Below are 19426 nucleotides of genomic sequence, written 5' to 3' on the forward strand. Positions count from 1 at the left end.
TAACGACCTTCGCGAGCAAGCCCGCTCCCACATTTTTGACCGTGCCCGCTTTAGATTTTGATTTGGCTTTTGCTCTTCAACACTCAAGCCGGCCGGGAGGCCGCTGTGCTCTTGATCTGCTTTTGATCTTGATCTTGGGCGCCCCGTTAAACCACGCTGGCCGAACGCAGGCTTTGGAGCGTGGGTAACCCGGCAGGACGCCGGGTTAGCCGTCCTGGGCCAAGGATGGCCCATGACGGCGGCCCACGGTCCAAAGCCGGAGTGAGGGCACACCGAGCCTAGGCGAGGAGCCGAGTGGTGGGGCAAGAGCGTTTTGCTTACTTTTGCGCTGTTCAAAAGTGAGCCGCTGTAAGAGCGGAACCATAAGCGGCCATCACCCAAATAACGGATATGTACCCAGCCCCCAAAACCATAAAAAACACACCTGAACCATTGCGCTCACTTGAGTCCCCCACAGCACTGCCCCTAGATCCGCCGCAACATCAACGCCGCCACCGCACACGCTGCCAACGCCACACACGCCAGAAAGAACGCATCACTGTAGGCCATCAAAAACGCCTGATGGCGCACACTCCGATCCAGCAGGTCCAACACCACCTGATGCTCCGGCAACTGCTCCTGCAGCACCCCGCCAGGCAAGCGCTGTTGCAGCACCGGGTCAAACAGCGTCACCGCCTCCCCGATCCGCGCCGAATGCACCCGCTCACGCACCACCACCAACTGCGCCAGTAACGCTGTTCCAACGGCGCCCCCCAGATTGCGCAGCATCGAGAACACCGCCGACGCCGACCCCGCCTGCACCTTGGCCAGCCCATGCACAGCGAGCACCGACAACGCCACCATGATCAACGGCTGACCAATCCCGCGCACCACAATCGAGGGCACGATCACATTGCTGGCGCTGTCCGCCGACAAGTGCGCACCCATCCAGCAGCCCAAAGCCATGATCGCGAACCCCGAAGCCACCAGCATTTTGGCGCTGACCCACTTCATCAGGCGCGGCAAAAACGGCGCCATGATCAGTTGCACCAGACCATACGCGATCAGGCTCACGCCAATTTCGCTGGCGTTGTAGTGCTGCAATTGCGACAGGTAGTTGGGCACCAGGAACACCAGGCCATAGGTACTGGCGCCGAAGATAAACATCGCCACGCTGGCCACCCCAAAGTTGTAGTGGCCCAACAGTCGCAGGTTGATAAAGGCGTGCGCGCCCCATAATTGCCGGGCAACGAAGCCGATCAGGCCCACCACCGCCAGCAGTGTCATCCACACGATAAAGGGCGAGCCGAACCAGTCCTTGCGCCCGCCCTCCTCCAGCACGATCTGCAACGCACCCAGGCCCAGCACCATGCAGCCGATACCCAGCCAGTCGCCCTGGCGCAGCAGGCCCAACTGCATCGGCTGGCGGTCAATGGACCAGGCCACCGCCGCCAGCAACGCGATCCCCGGGAACAGTTGCAGGTAGAAGATCCAGCGCCAGGAATACGCATCGGTCAGCCAGCCGCCAATCGACGGCCCGGCGGCCTGGGCCACACTGTTGGCCAGGCTGAACAAGGCCATGCCCAGCGGGATCTTGCTGGGCGGCAGCTCGGTGATGATCAGTTGGAATGACAAGGGAATCAGCACCGCCCCGGCCGCGCCCTGCACCACCCGGATCAGGATCATCACTTGCAGGTTGGGCGACAGCGAACACGCCACCGAGGCCACCAGGAATATCCCCGAGCCCCACAGCATCACCCGGCGCAGGGAAAACACCTGCACCAGCCACGCGGTGAGGGGAATCATGATGATCTCCGCCACCAGGTAAGCGGTGGAAATCCACGAGCCCTCCTCAAACGTCGCGCCCAGTGCACCTTCGATTTCCGGCAGTGCGGCGCTGGTGACGTGCACGTTCATCCCGGCCATGAAGCAGCCGAACAGCCCGCCGATCACCGCGACCCAGGCGCGAAACGGCACACGCCCTTCAGCCTCCATGGACGTGCTCCTGGCTGGCGGCAGGGCGGGTGTCAACCGTGGCAATCACCGACATGCCCGGCAGCACCCGCGACTCACCGGGTTCCAGGCGAATCTTTACCGGAAACCGCTGGACGATCTTGGTGAAGTTGCCGGTGGCGTTGTCCGGCGGCAACAGCGCGAACACGGCACCGGAGCCGGGGGCGATGCTTTCCACTTTGCCGTGCCAATGTGCGCCGGCAAAACTGTCCACCGCGATTTCCACCGACTGCCCCGGCGCCATGTGCTGCAACTGGGTTTCCTTGTAGTTGGCAATCACATAGGCCTGCTCCACCGGCACCACAGCCAACAGCGGCAGGCCGGGCATCACGTATTGCTGGCGCCGGACCTTGCGCTGGCCCACCACGCCGTCAAAAGGCGCGCGGATCTCGGTGTCCTTCAACGCATTGCGGGCCAGCGCGAGGTTGGCCTGGGCCTCGCCGATGCGTGCCTGATGCTCGACGATTTGCGCCTGCGCCTGTTGCCGGCGTGCCTGCAAGACCTGCAACTGCGCCTGCTGCCGCGCGACCTGGGCGCTCGCCTGGGCCAGGGCCGCCTGGGCCTTGGCCTGGCTGGCGCTGACGGTTTCCAGGTGCTGGGCGCTGGCCACCTGTTGCGCGACCAATTCACGATAACGCTGGTAATCGAGCCGCGCGCGCCGGGCTTCGGCCTCGCCACTGCTCAGTTCCGCCCGGGCCTGGGCGATGCGTTGCTGTTGCTCGCCCATTTGCGCGTCGAGGGTTTGCACCGATGCCTGCTGTGCGCTCGCTGCTGCTTGCGCCTGTTGCAGTTGCGCCTGGGCGCTGTTCAGACGCTCGGTGAAATCCCGCTCATCGATACGCACCAGCACATCCCCGGCCTTGACCGGCTGGTTATCTTCCACCAGCACCTGGGCTACATACCCGGCAATTCGCGGGCTGATGGCGACCCAATCAGCGCGCACATAGGCATCGTCGGTTTCTTCAAGAAAACGCCCCCATTGCCACCAGTACCCGGCAAAGGTTGCCAGCCCCACCAGCGTCGCGAGGGAAGCCGTGGTCACCAGGGCGCGACGATGACGTTGCATAACGGTCAGGCGAATGGGTTCAACAGCCTGGTTCATGGTTTGGCTCCATTGACAGCGACAGATAAGGGGGCGGTTGGATCGTCACGCTGCCAGCCGCCACCGAGGGCCTGGAACAGGTCGATCTGGCGGTTGATCAAGCGCAGGTCGGACTCGGCCACGCGGGCTTCAAGGCCCACCAGGCTGCGTTCGCTGTCCAGCAGTTGCAGGGCATCCAGCGCGCCGGAATGGTAGCCGCGGGAGGCCAGGTCGAAGGCGCGGCGGTTGTTGTCCAGGGCGGCGGCCAGGGCCTGCCCACGCTGCTGTTCGCCCTGGTACAGGGCCATGGCCTGCTCCACCTGCTTCAGTGCGTTGAGCACCGTACCGTCAAACCGTGCCAGGGCCTGGCGCGCTTCGGCCTGGCTCTGCCTGACCCGCGCCTGGGCGACCTGCCGGTTGGGAAAGCGCCAGGACACCAGCGGCCCGACGGAATACACCGTGGCGTAGCGGTCCCCGAGTTTGCCCAGGCTGCTGGCGGACGAACCGAGCATCGCGCCGAAGGTGATCCGCGGGTAAAGCTCGGCGCGGGACAGGCCCACCGTCAAGGTGGCTGCGCGCAATTGCCCTTCGGCGCGGCGGATGTCCGGCCGCCGTTGCAGCAGTGCCCAACCCTCGCCCACCGGCAAAGGCGCCTGCAACTGCGGGGCCTGGGTACAGCTGCGTGGCGTGACCTGCTCCGGCGGCAACCCGCTGAGCACGGCCAACTCATACAGCGCGCTGCTGCGCCGGGCCGTGAACATCGGCAACGGTGCCCGGGTTTCTTCGAGCAACCCTTGCAGGCGCGCCAGGTCGAGTTGCGTGGCCGCGCCGGCCTTTTGCAGCTTCTGCGTGACCGCGACGCTCTGCTCCAGCAGCTGCACCGAGTGCGCCTGCACCTGTTCGCGCACACCATAGACGCAGGCCTGGGCATAGGCGCGGGCCGTCTGCGCGGCCACCGTCACCCGCAGCTCATCCTCCAGCGCCCGCGCCACCTGGGCATCCGCCCGTGCCGCAGCGATGCGATAACGCACCTCGCCCCACAAATCGAGGGTGTAGCTCAGGGAAAACTCAGGGGTGTGGCTCCATTCGGCACCGGCATGACGGTTAGTCGCCTGGGCCAGCGTCTGGTCATCGCGGCTGCGACCGTAGGCCAGGCCATAGTCCAGGGAAGTCGACGGCAGGCGCTCGCCGTCTGCCTGTTCCAGCTGCGCCAGCAACGCATCGACATGGGCGGCGGCGGCTTCGAGGTCTTTGTTCTGGTGCAGGGCCCGCGCCACCAGGGCGTCCAGTTGCGGGTCGCGGTACAGCTGCCACCAACGGGCGGGCAACGCCTCGGCCGACTCGGCGGAGAGCCGCGGTGCAGGCTGCGCCGTGACGGTCGACGGTTGACCGGGCACACCAGTGCACCCGGCCAGCACACTCAACAGGGCGATGGGCATCCATGGGTGAAAAGAAGGGCTGTGCATCACAAGGCTCGCTCAAGAAGGAGCCTTGCAGATTAGGCAGATGGCCTGTCCGATTCGCCCGCGTCAGGGCCATGTATCGTCGCTAAACGGACAATAGCGTTACCTGACGCAACACTAAACTCCGGGCCGAAAATGACTTGGCGGATAACCCAGCGACTTGCGAAACATCGCGCTGAACGCACTCGGGCTCTGGTAACCATGCTCCAGCGCCACCTCCAGGATCGACACGCCCTGGGCCAGCAACTTCAAGCTCAGGGCCAACCGCGCACGCTTGCGCCATTCACCGAAACTCATGCCCAACTCCCGCTGGAATACCCGGCTCAGGGTGCGGGCGCTCATGTTCAGGCTGTCGGCCCAGGATTCCAGGCTGCTGTCGTCAGAAGGGTTGCGGATGAAATGCGTGCACAGCCTGGCCAGCCGTGCTTCGCCGGGCACCGGCACGTGCATCGCCACAACCGGCGCGGCGAGCAGTTCCATGCGGATCAACTCGATCATGGCCTGCAGACGCGGGCTGTGGTGCCCGGCAATCTGCGTGGCGGCGACGATCAGCTCCCGCAGCAATGCCGACACTTCAATCACCTGGCAGGTGCGCCCCAGCCCCGGCTCGGCCTCGGGCATGAGGAACAGCGTGCGCATATGCACTTCGCCGGCCATACGGATCTCGTGCGGGGTTCCGGCCGGCACCCACAGCGCATGCCCGGACGGCACCAGCCAACTGCCCTGGGCGGTGCTGACCACCATCACCCCGGACACACCGTGGATCAATTGCGCCTGGGCGTGGCAATGGGGATGCACCACGTCATCGTTGCGGTAGTTGTCGGCGTAGGCTTCAAGCCACGGGCGGGGTGGGCAGTTCATCGGCTGAGGTCTCGCATCAATCAAGCGTCGATTCTAGCGAAAAGTCCTGTGGCAAAAACGATAGATATAGACAGCCATCGTCGCATTCCAGACAGCCGGTGAACTTGTGGGCCGCCCCGTCAGTCAGCTAGTTGGGCACTCTGAAAAAGGTTGGGTGGGCAATGCGCATTTCGTTGGAGCAACAAGTGGCGCTGGTGACTGGCGCCAGTTCCGGAATCGGCGCGGGGGCCGCCAAGGCCCTGGCCGAGGCCGGAGCCGCCGTGGTACTGAACTACAACGCCCAGGCGGCGCCGGCTGAAGCACTGGCGGCGCAGATCAACGCCAACGGCGGCCGGGCCATTGCGATTGGCGCCGACGTGTCGAAAGAGGCCGATGTGGAGCGCCTGTTTGCCCAGACCCTTGATGCCTTCGGGCACCTGGACATCCTGGTGGCCAACTCGGGCATGCAGAAAGACGCCGCTGCCGTCGACATGACCCTCGACGACTGGAACACCGTGATCGGCGTCAACCTCACCGGCCAGTTCCTCTGCGCCCGCGCCGCGTTGCGCATCTTCAACCGCCAGGGCATCCGCGAAGGTGTTTCCCGGGCCGCCGGGAAGATTATCCATATGAGTTCGGTGCACCAGGTGATTCCCTGGGCCGGGCACGTGAACTACGCCGCGTCCAAGGGCGGCGTGGAAATGCTGATGCGCACCCTGGCCCAGGAAGTCAGCCAGCAGCGCATCCGCATCAACGGCGTTGCGCCGGGAGCGATCCGCACGGCCATCAACCGCGCCGCCACCGAAGGCGCGGCCGAAGTGGAACTGCTCAAGTTGATTCCCTATGGCCGCGTGGGTGACGTCGAAGACGTGGCCAACGCGGTGGTGTGGCTGGCCAGTGATGCCTCCGACTACGTGGTGGGCAGCACCCTGTTCATTGATGGCGGCATGAGCCTTTATCCGGAGTTTCGTGGCAATGGTTGATCTGAAAAACGAACCACAAAGTGCCATTGATGCCCACGGCATCATCGGCGACATGCGCAGTGCAGCGCTGGTGAACGACAAAGGCAGCATCGATTTTTTCTGCTGGCCGGAGTTCGACAGCCCCTCCATCTTTTGCTCATTGCTGGACTCCCCCGCCGCCGGCATCTTCCAGCTCACGCCGGACCTGCCCGACGCCCGCCGCGAGCAGATCTACCTGCCCGACACCAACGTGCTGCAAACCCGCTGGTTGAGTAATGACGCGGTGGTGGAAATTACCGATTTCTTGACCGTCAGTGAAGAAGTTGACGACCTGCCGATCCTGATTCGCCGGGTGCGGGTGGTCAGCGGCAAAGCGAGCATCCATATGCGCTGCGCAGTGCGTCATGACTACGCCCGCGCCCAGACCCGGGCCTCTCAAGATGACGGCGACGTATTGTTTGAGGCCGCAGACCAACCCGGCCTGCGCCTGACCAGCAGCCACACCCTGCAGTTGGATGGCGACGCTGCCGTAGCATCCTTTGAACTCGGCCAGGAAGAAGGCGCCGAGTTTGTCCTCGGCGGGCTGGACGATGCCCGAGTCAAAAACGACTGCACCGACCTGTGCCTGGAGCGCACCCTGAAGTTCTGGCGCGGCTGGATTTCCCAATCCAACTACCGTGGGCGCTGGCGCGAGATGGTCAATCGTTCGGCCCTGGCCTTGAAGCTTTTGACCTCGCGCAAACACGGTGCAATCCTCGCTGCCGCCACCTTCGGCCTGCCGGAAACACCCGGCGGCGAGCGCAACTGGGACTACCGCTACACCTGGATCCGCGACGCCTCGTTCACCGTCTACGCGTTCATGCGCCTGGGGTTTATCGAGGAAGCCAACGGCTACATGCGCTGGTTGAAAGGCCGGGTGGGTGACTGCTGCGATCAGCCGATGAAAATCAACATCCTGTACGGCATCGACGGCCGCCAGGAACTGCCGGAAACCGAGCTGAGCCACCTCAGCGGCCACGGCGGCGCGCAACCGGTGCGCATCGGCAACGAGGCGTACGACCAGGTGCAACTGGATATCTACGGCGAGTTGATGGACGCGGTATACCTGGTCAACAAATACGGTGAGGCCATCTCCCACGAGGGCTGGAAACACACGGTGGAAGTAGCCGACCAGGTCTGCGAAACCTGGAACCACAAAGACGTCGGCATCTGGGAAATGCGCGGTGAGCAGCATCACTTCCTGCACTCAAGGCTGATGTGCTGGGTGGCCCTGGACCGGGCGATTCGACTGGCGTCCAAGCGCTCGCTACCGGCGCCGTTTGCCCGTTGGGACCAGACTCGCCAGGCGATTTATGCCGATATCTGGAGCAACTTCTGGAACGAAGAACGCGGCCACTTCGTGCAGCATATCGGCAGCACCGCGCTGGATGGCTCGATGCTGTTGATGCCTCTGGTGCGCTTCGTTGCGGCGACAGACCCGCGCTGGTTGTCGACACTGGAGGCGATCCAGAAAAGCCTGGTGCGCGATGGGATGGTTTATCGCTATCGCAACGACGACAGCCAGATTGATGGGCTACAAGGCACCGAGGGCGCGTTTGCAGCGTGCTCGTTCTGGTACGTGGAATGCCTGGCCCGGGCCGGGCAAGTGGAGAAGGCGCATCTGGAGTTTGAACAGTTGCTGCGCTATGCCAACCCGCTGGGGTTGTATGCCGAAGAATTTGATAACCAGGCACGGCATTTGGGCAATACACCGCAGGCGTTGAGCCATTTGGCGCTGATCAGCGCGGCAACGTTCCTGGACCGGAAGTTGAGTGGGGTGAAGACGGTTTGGCAGCCTTGAGCCCGAGCACAATCTGAAGGCAATTGAGTAACCTTGTGGGAGCTGGCTTGCCTGCTCCCACATGACCGCGCCAGACTTGGAGACGAGGTGTACCCGGTGCACAATGCGTGGTCCTTCGATCTATACCAGGATGCCAATGCGCCAAGTCCTACTGATCATCGATGTACAACCCTCCTTCGCCCCGCCCGACTGGCTGGTAATCGGTATCAACGCCTTGCTGGGTCGCATGCCGTCAGTGGCCACCGTAGAGCGCCACGACGAAAGCATCACCCCGTTCGCCCGCCAACTCGGCTGGCAGCCGGCGCCCGACGACGATAGCCTGATCGCCGCCGACCATATCTTCATCAAACACGGCTACGCGCCCACGCCCGAGACCATCAGCCACCTGAAAAGCCTCGCGCCGGACCGAGTGCTGGTGTGTGGCATCCAGACTGATACCTGTGTGCTGGCGGCCGGGTTTGCGTTGTTTGATGCCGGATTACAGCCCACGCTGATCAGCGATTTGACCGTGGGTTCGTCGCTGGATCGCTCGGGGAAACTGGGCGCGGATTTGTGGCGACACCACTTCAAACACGTCATCACCCACGCAGAGATTTAAGTCAGCCCCTCACTGTGGCGAGGGAGCTTGCTCCCGCTGGGTCGCGAAGCGGCCCCAAGAAGCTCAACGCCATCTAACTCAAAGAACACATTCAACAAAACCTGGGGCTGCTGCGCAGCCCAACGGGAGCAAGCTCCCTCGCCACAGGTTGTTTGGCAAACACCATCGTTGACACAAGGCTCGTATTGATCGGCGCTCTGCCGACGCATTACTCGGCGTCACTGCCAGCCTGGTCGCCGACGGAAACATCAGTCACGTTAGGCGCCACGTTGTATCGCGGGCCAATGGAAGTCGAGGGCGGCGAGTGGATGTGCCAGGTGCGCGACCCTTGGGGTAATTGCATCGGCTTGCGCCAGGCCGGTCTAGACAAGTCAAGCAATTGCAGCCTTTCGAACCACACTCGGTAACCCGCTTGGTCTACAGTTCCAACACTTTCCCTCCACCCTCGGAGCCTCCATGCCTACCCTTCACATCCGCACGCCCATGCTCGATATCGCTTACGAAACCCATGGCCCGGAAGGCGGTGAGGTGGTGATCCTGCTGCATGGCTTCCCCTACGACCCTCGTGGCTATGACGAGATCGCCCCGGTGGTCGCCGCACGTGGCTACCGGGTATTGGTGCCATACCTGCGCGGCTATGGCCCGACGCGCTTTATCAACGATCAGGTGATGCGCTCCGGCCAACAAGCAGCGCTGGCCAAGGATTTGCTGGATTTCATGGATGCCCTGTCCATCGAAAAAGCCACGCTGGTGGGCTATGACTGGGGCGGACGCGCGGCGTGTATCGTTGCGGCGCTTTGGCCTGAACGGGTGCGCGGCCTGGTGACGGGCGATGGCTACAACATTCAGGATATCGCTGCGTCGACCAAGCCTCGGGCGCCGGAAACAGAGCATCGGCTGTGGTATCAGTTTTACCTTCATACCCAACGGGGTGTCGACGGACTGACCGCCAACCGGCGTGAGTTCTGCCAGTTGCTGTGGGCGCTCTGGTCGCCGTCCTGGGCCGAAGGGCCGAGCCTGTATGGCAAGACAGCGCCCTCGTTTGATAACCCGGATTTTGTCGAGGTGGTGGTCCATTCCTACCGGCACCGCTTCATGTACGCGCCGGGTGATCCGGCGCTGGAAAGCATCGAGCAGGCGCTGGTACAGCCACCGCCGATTTCAGTACCGAGCATCTCGTTGTGCGGCGCTGATGACGGCGTAGGTCCGGCTCCGGTTGAAGATGACGACCTGGAAAATTTCAGCGGGTTTTATCGGCGCGAAGTGTTGGCCGGCGTGGGCCACAACATTCCCCAGGAAGCGCCCCAAGCGACCCTTGAGGCGATATTCGAGCTGCTGAGCCTCAGCCCCCAGCCGAAATCCTGAAGCTGAACACGCTGCCCTGCCCCACCACGCTTTCAGCCCACAGGGTGCCGCCGTGGGCCTCGATGATGCCGTGGGAAATGTACAACCCCAGCCCGCTGCCGGTGGGGTTGCCCACGCGGGAGGTCCAGTAGCGTTCGAAGATATACGGCAACTGCGCCGGGTCGATGCCGACACCGTTGTCGCACACCCGGAACAGCACCTCATCGCCCGCGGCCTCGGCAATCACCTCGATCACACCGCCCACCGGGGTGAATTTCAGGGCGTTGCCCAGCAGGTTGGAAAACACCTGGAACAGTCGCTCAGGGTCGGCCTGGGCACTCAGCCCGTCCACTGAGCGCCAAGTCAGGTCCAAACCCTTGGCCGCCGCCAGCGGTTGCCACATCGAACAGATCTGGTCCAGGGTTGCCGCCACATCGAGTCGTTGCAGCGAAACGCTGTAGCGCCCGGCCTCCATGCGCGAAATATCGATCAGGTCTTCCAGCAGCGTGTTCATGCGGGCGGTGGCGTTTTGCATGGTTTCAATCGCGGTGGAGAGGCGCCGGTTCGCCTTGTTGTCCTCGGCGGGCACCATGCTGCGCATCATGCCGCATTGCATCAGCAGGATGGTCAGCGGGCTGCGCAGGTCATGGGAGACCACTGCCACCAACTCGTCACGCGCCCGCACCGCAGCATGTTCGCGTTGCACCTGGCGCGCCAGGTCATGCTCCAGGGCATTGCGCCGCAGGCTCTCCGCCGCCTGTAGCTCCGACAGCGACCAATACAGCGCCTTGCCATCGACCTGCTGCTTCCACAACTCAAACGACAGGCGCGGGCTCAAGGTCGTGCTGCCCGGTTCCTGATGTTTGACCGGCTGGCCGCTCCACTCCACCGAGGACTGGACCTCCGGGCGAAACCACATCACCGCGTTGTCCACCGGCTTGGGCAGGCAGAACGCCAACAGGCCGCTGGCATGGGCCTGGTAGGCCGCCGCCGGGGGAAAGTCCACCGACAATTGATGGCTGTGCACCACGCCTTTGCCCTGCCCACGCACCCACTGGTACAAGGCGTGGATTTCAGCCCGTTTGGGGCAGACGCCGAACACATGCAGGCGCTCTTCCACCCGTATCGCCAGGCCACCGGCGGCGGTCAGGTTCAGCAGCGTTTGCGCATAGGGCAACAGGCTTTCCATCACATCGCACTGGTCCGCGGTCATGGCGGCGACCAACTCTTCGACCATGGCGGCCTTGTCACGTTGTTGGCGGCGCTCCTGCTGCTCCTGGAGCAACGTGATCTGCATCGACAACAACTGGCCGATGCTGGTGCACGCCGTGCGCAGTTCATGGGGCACGCGCAACGGCTCACGGTGACCACAGGTGATCAGGCCCCAGAGCTGGTCGTCCTTGAGCAGCGAAATGCTCATGGAGGAACGCACGCCCATGTTCTTCAAATAATGGCAGTGCACCGGGGACACGCTGCGCAACACGGCGAAGCTGAGGTCCAGGGGCTGGCCGTTGTCGGGGCGCAGGGCCGGCAGGATCGGCACCGGCTGGTACTCGGCGTCGGGAATCGCGCGGATCCAGTTCAGCCGGTACAGCTCGCGGGCCTGGGGCGGGATGTCCGACGCGGGAAAACATAATCCCAGGTACGGCTGCATGCCGTCGCTGAGGGCCTCGCCAATCACTTTGCCGTGGCCTTCCTGCTCGAAGCGGTACAAGGTGACCCGGTCATAACCGGTGAGGCTACGAATCTCGGTCACGCTGATCTGGTACAAGCTGTCGAGCGTCTTCGCCGACTGCAAGCGGCGCAGCGTTCGGGACAGCTGCTTCACAGCGCTGTGCTCAAGCGTGAGGCTCCGCTCCAGTTCGAGAAACAGCAGGCCTTGATGACGATGCAGCAGGATGTCGTAGGCGTAGCCATCCAGCGTCAGTTGATGCACGTCCTCCTCAAAGGCGTCCAGGTCTGCCAGGGCACGACTCACCTGTACTGCCGCTTCGCTGCCCAGCACACTGGCCAGCGCCTGGCCCGACAGGCGTTGCGCGTCCAGGCCCAGCGCGACGCTCAGGTTGCTGCTGGCTTGCAGCACCTCAAGCGCCGGTTCGCTCAGCGTCAACAACAACCCGTGAGGCTGGATCGAGCCGGGGATATGGATGGGTTCGCTGGCGCAATCGTCGATCAGCGTATCGACCGTGGTCATCGCAGCACTCCGCAGCGGTCCAGCCACTGCTCGAAACACAGGAAGGTCGACTCGGCGACCTTCACCGCCTCCACGCGCTCGTACGCGGTTCGCAGCGGGTAAAGGCACGCCATAAAGCGCTGCCACAGGGCGCTGGTCTCGGCCCCGTACACATTCATGAACGCGCCGCCATTGGTGGAGCCCACGCCAATCTTGATCTCGATCAGGTCGCGCAACACCTGGCCGCCGAGGGTGGCGCCTTCCACCACATAGAGGGCGCCCAAGGCCTGGGCCACGTTGGTGATGGCGGGCAGTTCGGGGCATATCGGCAAGGCATCGATCTGCAGGTTTTCCAGGCCCAGCGCCCGCAAATCCGCCTGCAAGTACGGAGTTTTGCTGCGCCGCCCCCACTCCAGGTCCGGGATGATCTCGCCCCACGGCGCCAGGGCGCGCTCCAGCGGCTGATAGAAGCCGTAGTAGGCGCTCATCAACTCGCGGTACAACGCCAGGTCCATGCGGGAAAACGGCAGACGGGTATCGAGGCGTCGGTGCAGCGCAGCGGTCGCCGCACGTAGTTCGACAAGGACAGGAGGTAGTGAATTCATGAGCTGTGCGCACGCCGGGAAGGTTCAAAACCGCGACGTAGAGGCCTGGGATCAAGACACTGCGCAATGGACTGTGAGTAACATAGCACCTTGATACAAAAACGTACCTATTCGTTCAAACAGGCTTCGCTTCAACCGGGTGAGGAAAACCGTTCACGATAGGCCTGGGGCGTGATCGATACCGCTCGCAGGAAGCTGCGGCGCATGGTTTCTTCGCAGCCAAAGCCGCAGTGCACGGCGATGCGCTTGATCGACGCGCTGCTGTCCGCCAATTGCCGGCGGGCGGTTTCCACACGGATCAATTCGACGGCCCTCGCCGGCGTCTGGCCGGTTTCGGCGCGGTAGTGGCGCACGAAGCTGCGCTCGCTCATGCCCGCCTGGGCGGCCAGTGTGGCAACGTTCAAATCGAGGGTCAGGTGTTCGGCGATCCAGGCGTGCAACTCCGCAAAACGGCTACCGCCCTTTTGCAGGGACAACGTCACGCTGAACTGCGATTGCCCACCGGGGCGCTTGAGAAACACCACCAGGTGCCGCGCCACTTCCAGGGCCACGGCGCGACCCAGGTCCTCCTCCACCAGCGCCAGGCACAAGTCGATACCGGCGGTCACGCCGGCGGAGGTCCACAGGTTGCCCTGCTGGATGAAAATCGGATTGGCCTCCACCGTCAGCTGTGGGTACTTGCGCGCGAGTTCTTCGCAGCGCGTCCAGTGGGTCACCACGCGGCGGCCGTCGAGCAAACCGCTGGCGGCCAGCAAAAAGGCGCCGGTACACACCGAAGTCATGCGCCGGGCCTGGGTAGCTTTTTGCCGAACCCAGTCCACCAGCGCCGGGTCTTCGGCGGCGCCGTACACCCCCCAGCCGCCGGCAATCACCAGTGTGTCGCACGGAGCATCGGCAGGCGGCAGTGGCTCGGCCACCAGGGCCAGGCCCGCCGAGGTCATCACCGGCTCGGCCTGCGCGGCAATCACACTGACCGCATAGGGCAACGGCAAGCCCTGCTGGCGCGCCAGGTCATTGGCCGAGGCAAATACTTGCAAGGGCCCGGTGACGTCGAGCACCTGCACATTGGGAAAGGCGAGTACGTTGATGATTCTGGGCATGTTGGCGTAATTCGTGGGCTCAATGGCGTATGCGCCAAAGCCTAGGTGACTAGAGTGAAGCCGTCCATCCCTTTATCAGGAGCAGTCCCAATGACCTTGCAGATCGGCTTTTTGTTGTTCCCCGGCATCCAGCAACTGGACCTCACCGGGCCCTACGACGTGTTGGGATCGCTGCCGGATGTGAAGCTGCATCTGGTGTGGAAGGACCTCGCGCCGGTCACCTCCAGCACCGGCTTGGTGTTTACCCCCAGCACCACTTATGACGAGTGCCCGACGCTGGATGTGATTTGCGTGCCCGGCGGTTCTGGCGTCGGGGCATTGATGGAGGATGAGCAGACCCTGGCGTTTCTCAAGACACAGGCCCAGACCGCGCGCTACGTGACATCGGTGTGCACCGGCTCCCTGGTGCTGGGTGCCGCGGGCTTGCTGCGCGGGCGTCGCGCGACCACTCACTGGGCCTACCACGACCTGCTCGCACCGCTCGGTGCGATCCCGGTGCAGGAGCGCGTGGTGCGTGACGGCAACCTGTTGACCGGTGGCGGGATTACCGCCGGGATCGACTTTGCCCTGACCCTGGCCGCCGAGCTGTACAGCGAGGCGGCGGCGCAACTGGTGCAGTTGCAGATTGAGTACGCCCCGGCGCCGCCGTTCAATGCTGGCCGGCCGGAAACCGCACCGCCACATGTACTGGAAGAAGCCCGCAAGCGCACCGCCGAGTCGCGCAAGACCCGGGGTGAAATCGCGGCACGGGCGGCGGCCAGGTTGGGTTAAGCGTTCGCCCGCCCGTGGCGGTCGGCGGGCACCAAATGCCCGATGGTGCCGTCCCCATACGCCCGCTCCACTTTGGAAATCACCACGTGATAACCGCCGTACCAGCGGCGGTATAGACGCTTGGCTTCCAGGTGGGTCGGGTGGCTGGCAAAGGCGCGAATGGAGGCCTCGTCACGCCAGTAATAACTGGCGTTGATCAACCCGCCATCCGCCGAACGCCACGACTCGGCCCCCACGTATCCCGGCAGCCTTGCTGCCAGTGCGTCGATCAGATTCGTGAGGCGCTGGAACTCGTCATCCCGTTCGCCGGGCTTGTAGATAAAGGCTGCGATGTACATGGGTAACGTCCTTTTATGAGTGATGTTTCACGTCGGGCGAGACATCAATGCCAAGCGCACGGCCAGCACCATCAGCACGGTTGCCAGGCCCCATTTCTGTAAGCCTGCGCTCCCCGGTTTGCCGGCAAAAAACCGGCTCACCGCCCCGCCAAAAATCCCCAGCACGGCATGAAACACACCGCTGATCAGCGTCAGGATGATCCCCAGTTGCACCAGTTGCAGCGCGATGGGGCCCGCCTCGGGGCTGACGAATTGCGGCAGGAACACCATGAAAAACAGCAGCGCCTTGGGGTTGAGCAAACTGTTGAGCATGGCCCGCACAAACACTCGGCCCAGCGGCACGCGGCTGACGTGGGCCGTGTCCAGGGCGGGCGTTTTCTGCAGGGTCTTGAACACCAGCCACAGCAGGTACAACACCCCGGCGTAGCGAATCAGGTCGAAGGCCGGCGGCCAGCTGGCGACCAGAGCGGTCACGCCGGTCGCGGTCAGTGCCGTGAGCAGCAGGTCCGCCACGCTGATGCCCAACCCGGATGCCACCCCGCCACGCCAGCCATAGGTCACACCGTGGCTGATGACGAAGGCCATGTTCGGACCCGGGGATAACAACAGCAGCAGGACTGCGCCAGAGAACACAGCCAGGGTTGCGAGGTCGATCATGCTCAAGCCATCCGCCGGGAAAGCCTGTAGATTAATCAGCCCACCTGATACAAACAAAAAATTGATCTAGATACACTTTGCACAGGGACGCACCATGGCTCAGGTCCGCTACAAACTGATCGTCGATGAACTGGCCACGCGGATTCGCGCCGGCCAGTTGCCGCCGGGCACCCAGTTGCCGACCCTGCGTAGCCTGATGAACAGCCATCGCATCGCCCTCGCCACTGCCTTGCGGGTGTACAGCGAACTGGAGGCCAGCGGCCTGGTGGTGGGTGAACCGGGACGCGGGACGTTTGTGCGCGACACCACGTTGCTGCGGGGCATGGGCCTGGTGCAACAACCGCTCCAACCGGGCACCGTGGACCTGAGCCTCAACTACCCCTCGTTGCCGGGCCAGGCCGAGATGCTGCGCGACGGTTTGCGTGCCATTGCCGCCTCGGGCGACCTCGATGCGCTGCTGCATTCCGCCCCGCAGGGTGGCCGCGCCCATGAACGACAGACCGCCGCGCGGCACCTGCGCAATCGGCAGATTCGCGTGAGTGGCGAGCAAGTGCTGATCGTCAACGGTGCGCAACAAGGCCTCGCCGTCAGCCTGATGGCGCTGCTGCAACCGGGGGATGTATTGGCGGTGGATGCGCTGACGTATCCCGGGTTGAAAACCCTGGCCCAGTCCCAGCGCATCGACCTGGAGCCGCTGCCGCAACCGGCTGGGCATACGGATCTGGATGCGCTGGAGGCTTTGTGCAAACGGCGCCCGGTGCGGGCTTTTTATTGCATGCCCACGTTGCACAATCCGCTGGGCACAGTGATGGGTGAAGCCGACCGCGAGCGCCTTGCAGCGTTGGCTGAACGCTACGATTTTCTATTGATCGAAGACGGCGCCTACGCCTTTCTCGCCGAGCCCGCACCGAAGCCGTTGTTTACTTATGCGCCGCTGCGCACGGTGTATGTGTCTGGCCTTTCGAAGAGTGTGGCGTCGGGGTTGCGGGTGGGGTTTATCGTCGCGCCCAAGGCGTGGGTGCCGGCGCTGGAGCAAGCGATCCGTGTCTCGACCTGGAGCACGCCGACGCTCACGGTGAACCTGGCGTGCCGCTGGATAGAATCCGGTGCAGTGGATGCACTGGAAGAGCACAAGCGCCAGGATGCACGCCAACGCCAGGCGCTGGCCCGGGAGGTCTTGCGAGGGTGTGAGGTGATTGCGCATCCGGCGTCGTATTACCTGTGGCTGGTGTTGCCGGAAGGTCTGCGGGCGGATGCAGTGGTGGCTGCGCTTGAGGGCCAGGGTGTGCGGGTCACCAGTGCCGAGCCGTTTGCCTGTACGGCCCATGTGCCGCATGCGTTGCGGGTGGCGCTGGGGTCGATTGATTTGGCGACGTTGAGAATAGCCTTGGGGAAAATTCGCGAGGCAATTCGGATATGAATAAAGGGCCAGCAGGGTAAATCCCTTTGATTTGCGGGACATTTCCGAGACAATCTTTCGGCCTTGTGCCCATTGGAACCTGTGGCTAGTCTTCGCCCCGTCACTGCTCATCAGTGATCGGGTTTAGTCGCCCGGGTCTTACATGGCGCATGGTTCTCATGAAGTTTTATGGTGGCTATGCGTAGGGCGCCTTCGGGTGCGCCGGTTTTCCATGTGGCCGGTCGACTAACCTGCGCATAGCCGCCACCCTCGTTTAGTCGCGACGGGTGTCAGCTCCTAAAACATATGGAGTTACACCATGAATAAACCCGTCCCCGACCCACCCATCGACCTGCTCAAAAACCGCGCGGCCTTCAATCGCGCCCTCGAACACTACCTGCCTTCCCAGGGCTTCCATACCGTCAACGAAGACCTGAGCTTCGAAGACTCCCTGCTCTACACCGCCAGCCTGCTCAGCAGCGCCTCGGCCACCGCTCTCGACTGCGGCGAACTGCTGCAAAGCCCCGAGCGGGCAAAGTTGCTGGCGGTGTGGCATTTGCTGGAAATTGCCAAGACCACCGTCGACCGCTCGATTGAGTGTTTGCACCTGCGCAAGGCTTAGCCGCAACCCCGTCAAGCCTGTGTGGGTTTGTGCATCCGGCCAAATCCACACGGCAACGATTGCCCAATCCTCTGGCCAACGCATAGAATGCGAACCGTTATCAATTAAGACGCCCGCGCCAGGATGCCCATGTCGAGCGACCACCCACTGGATCATGCCGCCATCGGCCAGCTCTACCATGCCCATCATTCCTGGCTGCGCGGCTGGTTGAGCCGGCGTACGGGCTGCCGTGAGCACGCCGCCGACCTGGCGCAGGAAACCTTCGTGCGCCTGCTCAATGCGCGCAAGCAGCAAGCCTTGCTGCAACCCCGGGCCTACCTGAGCAGCATCGCCCGCAGCCTGATGATCGACCAGTATCGCCGCCGCGAACTGGAGCGTGCCTATCTGGAGAGTCTCGCGCATTTCCCGCAAGTCGAGGTGCCGTCGGAAGAAACCCGCCTGCTGATCCTCGACAGCCTGGAGCGCATCGACCGCCTGCTGGACCAACTCAAGCCACGGGTGCGCGAAGCGTTTTTGCTGGCGCAACTGGACGGCTTGACCTGCCAACAGATCGCCCAGCGCCTGGGGGTGTCCAAGGCCACCGTGGAGCGCGACCTGGCCAAGGCACTGCATGCCTGTTATCGGTTGCGTTATGCCGAAGGCTAATCCGCCATTGGTGGACCAGGCGATCCAGTGGATGATCAAGCTGCGGTTCAATATTGCCGATGACGCCACCACCGCAGCCTTCGAACGCTGGCTTGAAACCAGTAGCGACCACCAGCAGGCCTGGCAACGGGTCTCGTCGATGAGTGACGAGTTTGCGCAGTTGCCGGCACAGGTCGGCCGCCATGCCTTGCAAGGTGCCCGCCAACGCATCAGCCGCCGTGAAGGGTTGAAGTTACTCGGGCTGTTCGCCGGTGCCGCAGGGCTGACATGGTTCGGCCGCGACTACACGCCATTGCCCGGCCTGCTGGCTGATTACCGCACCGCCACCGGAGAGCGGCGTTGGGTCGCCCTCGACGATGGCAGCCGTATCCAGCTCAACAGTGCCAGCGCCATCGACACAGTCTTCAACACCGAAAGGCGTCTGGTGCAGTTGCGCCAGGGTGAAATCCTGATCGACATGGGCGCCGACGGTAGCGCGCCACGGCCCTTCTGGGTGCAAACCCGCGACGGTTATCTGCGCGCCTTGGGCACCCGGTTCATGGTGCGCGAGGAGCCCCACGGCACCTTGCTCGCCGTGCAAAAAGGCACCGTCGCGGTATTCGCCGACAGCCATCAGGCCAGCGCACGTGGGGTGATACAGCCCGGCGAGCAGATGCTGTTTGATCGAAACGGCTTGCGTCCACCCGCCACCACGGGCCTGGATCCCTGGGCCTGGAGCGACGGTGTGATCAGCGCTCACAACATGCGTCTGGACGATTTCCTCGCGGAGCTGAGCCGTTACCGCACTGGGCTGGTGCGCTGCAGCGAAGCGGTCGCCGGCCTGCGTGTGTCCGGGACTTACCAGTTGGACGATACCGATCAGGTCCTGACCCTGGTGGCACAGGCACTGTCGGTGAACATCACCTATCGCAGCCGTTATTGGGTGACCGTCGCAGCTCGTGCATGACCTTCCGAAAATAAATGAGGTGAATTCTCATCTTCGCTCGACCTGTAAGG

19 protein-coding genes are annotated in these 19426 nt (G+C 63.4%); 9 read left to right on the forward strand and 10 right to left on the reverse strand.

Annotation, left to right across the window (positions count from 1 at the left end; genetic code table 11):
* Positions 1-465 precede the first annotated feature (465 nt).
* From AC3WKX_RS23010 to AC3WKX_RS23025, 4 genes are all read right to left on the reverse strand, one after another.
* Positions 466-1974 (reverse strand): MDR family MFS transporter, encoded by a 1509-nt coding sequence (locus tag AC3WKX_RS23010; protein ID WP_102605377.1) that lies wholly within the window; start codon positions 1972-1974, stop codon positions 466-468.
* Positions 1964-3094, reverse strand: a complete 1131-nt coding sequence (locus AC3WKX_RS23015; RefSeq protein ID WP_003208172.1) for an HlyD family secretion protein — start codon at positions 3092-3094, stop codon at positions 1964-1966. The genes AC3WKX_RS23010 and AC3WKX_RS23015 overlap by 11 nt, the downstream gene beginning before the upstream one ends.
* The gene (locus tag AC3WKX_RS23020; protein ID WP_003208173.1) at positions 3091-4539 is read right to left on the reverse strand and encodes an efflux transporter outer membrane subunit; all 1449 of its coding nucleotides are present in this window, start codon (positions 4537-4539) and stop codon (positions 3091-3093) included. The genes AC3WKX_RS23015 and AC3WKX_RS23020 overlap by 4 nt, the downstream gene beginning before the upstream one ends.
* 114 nt (positions 4540-4653) lie before the next feature.
* The gene (locus tag AC3WKX_RS23025) at positions 4654-5397 is read right to left on the reverse strand and encodes an AraC family transcriptional regulator (RefSeq protein WP_102605376.1); all 744 of its coding nucleotides are present in this window, start codon (positions 5395-5397) and stop codon (positions 4654-4656) included.
* Between the two features lie 161 nt (positions 5398-5558).
* Between AC3WKX_RS23025 and AC3WKX_RS23030 the strand changes: the two genes are divergently transcribed.
* From AC3WKX_RS23030 to AC3WKX_RS23040, 3 genes are all read left to right on the forward strand, one after another.
* Positions 5559-6359 (forward strand): glucose 1-dehydrogenase, encoded by an 801-nt coding sequence (locus tag AC3WKX_RS23030; protein ID WP_003208175.1) that lies wholly within the window; start codon positions 5559-5561, stop codon positions 6357-6359.
* A complete protein-coding gene (locus AC3WKX_RS23035; RefSeq protein ID WP_102605375.1) occupies positions 6352-8178 on the forward strand; it encodes a glycoside hydrolase family 15 protein in 1827 nt (608 codons plus the stop codon). The genes AC3WKX_RS23030 and AC3WKX_RS23035 overlap by 8 nt, the downstream gene beginning before the upstream one ends.
* A gap of 136 nt (positions 8179-8314) precedes the next feature.
* Entirely contained in the window at positions 8315-8776 is a 462-nt protein-coding gene (locus AC3WKX_RS23040) for a cysteine hydrolase family protein (protein WP_102605374.1), read from the forward strand.
* A 208-nt stretch (positions 8777-8984) separates the two neighbouring features.
* Here the strand turns inward: AC3WKX_RS23040 and AC3WKX_RS23045 are convergent, their stop codons facing one another.
* Positions 8985-9119, reverse strand: a complete 135-nt coding sequence (locus AC3WKX_RS23045; RefSeq protein WP_256344300.1) for a hypothetical protein — start codon at positions 9117-9119, stop codon at positions 8985-8987.
* Between the two features lie 113 nt (positions 9120-9232).
* Between AC3WKX_RS23045 and AC3WKX_RS23050 the strand changes: the two genes are divergently transcribed.
* Positions 9233-10141 carry an alpha/beta fold hydrolase gene (locus tag AC3WKX_RS23050; protein ID WP_032899294.1) on the forward strand — a complete coding sequence of 303 codons (909 nt, stop codon included), beginning with the start codon at positions 9233-9235 and terminating at the stop codon, positions 10139-10141.
* On the opposite strand, the gene AC3WKX_RS23055 is transcribed toward AC3WKX_RS23050, so the two are convergent.
* The 3 genes from AC3WKX_RS23055 to AC3WKX_RS23065 all read right to left on the reverse strand — a co-directional run bounded on the left by AC3WKX_RS23055 (position 10119) and on the right by AC3WKX_RS23065 (position 13998).
* The gene (locus AC3WKX_RS23055; RefSeq protein ID WP_102605373.1) at positions 10119-12314 is read right to left on the reverse strand and encodes an ATP-binding protein; all 2196 of its coding nucleotides are present in this window, start codon (positions 12312-12314) and stop codon (positions 10119-10121) included. The two genes, AC3WKX_RS23050 and AC3WKX_RS23055, sit on opposite strands and share 23 nt — an antisense overlap.
* Positions 12311-12898, reverse strand: a complete 588-nt coding sequence (locus AC3WKX_RS23060; RefSeq protein WP_102605372.1) for a biliverdin-producing heme oxygenase — start codon at positions 12896-12898, stop codon at positions 12311-12313. The genes AC3WKX_RS23055 and AC3WKX_RS23060 overlap by 4 nt, the downstream gene beginning before the upstream one ends.
* 131 nt (positions 12899-13029) lie before the next feature.
* On the reverse strand, positions 13030-13998 hold the full coding sequence (locus tag AC3WKX_RS23065) for a GlxA family transcriptional regulator (RefSeq protein ID WP_102605371.1): 969 nt from the start codon (positions 13996-13998) through the stop codon (positions 13030-13032).
* 90 nt (positions 13999-14088) lie between these two features.
* Between AC3WKX_RS23065 and inhA the strand changes: the two genes are divergently transcribed.
* Positions 14089-14769: an isonitrile hydratase gene (gene inhA, locus AC3WKX_RS23070; protein ID WP_003208190.1), complete on the forward strand. Its 681-nt coding sequence runs from the start codon at positions 14089-14091 to the stop codon at positions 14767-14769.
* On the opposite strand, the gene AC3WKX_RS23075 is transcribed toward inhA, so the two are convergent.
* Entirely contained in the window at positions 14766-15107 is a 342-nt protein-coding gene (locus AC3WKX_RS23075; RefSeq protein WP_003208192.1) for an antibiotic biosynthesis monooxygenase family protein, read from the reverse strand. The two genes, inhA and AC3WKX_RS23075, sit on opposite strands and share 4 nt — an antisense overlap.
* Positions 15108-15134: 27 nt before the next feature.
* Complete coding sequence (locus tag AC3WKX_RS23080) at positions 15135-15764, reverse strand: LysE family translocator (RefSeq protein WP_087695340.1); 630 nt, start codon at positions 15762-15764, stop codon at positions 15135-15137.
* A gap of 94 nt (positions 15765-15858) precedes the next feature.
* On the opposite strand from AC3WKX_RS23080, the gene AC3WKX_RS23085 reads away from it, so the two are divergent.
* The 4 genes from AC3WKX_RS23085 to AC3WKX_RS23100 all read left to right on the forward strand — a co-directional run bounded on the left by AC3WKX_RS23085 (position 15859) and on the right by AC3WKX_RS23100 (position 19376).
* On the forward strand, positions 15859-17184 hold the full coding sequence (locus AC3WKX_RS23085; RefSeq protein ID WP_008434545.1) for an aminotransferase-like domain-containing protein: 1326 nt from the start codon (positions 15859-15861) through the stop codon (positions 17182-17184).
* A gap of 298 nt (positions 17185-17482) precedes the next feature.
* Entirely contained in the window at positions 17483-17785 is a 303-nt protein-coding gene (locus tag AC3WKX_RS23090; protein ID WP_003208197.1) for a DUF6124 family protein, read from the forward strand.
* A 129-nt stretch (positions 17786-17914) separates the two neighbouring features.
* Entirely contained in the window at positions 17915-18430 is a 516-nt protein-coding gene (locus tag AC3WKX_RS23095) for a sigma-70 family RNA polymerase sigma factor (RefSeq protein ID WP_003208199.1), read from the forward strand.
* On the forward strand, positions 18417-19376 hold the full coding sequence (locus AC3WKX_RS23100) for a FecR domain-containing protein (RefSeq protein ID WP_102605370.1): 960 nt from the start codon (positions 18417-18419) through the stop codon (positions 19374-19376). The genes AC3WKX_RS23095 and AC3WKX_RS23100 overlap by 14 nt, the downstream gene beginning before the upstream one ends.
* The last annotated feature ends 50 nt before the right edge of the window (positions 19377-19426 follow it).

The organism is Pseudomonas sp. GP01-A4, from assembly GCF_058780865.1.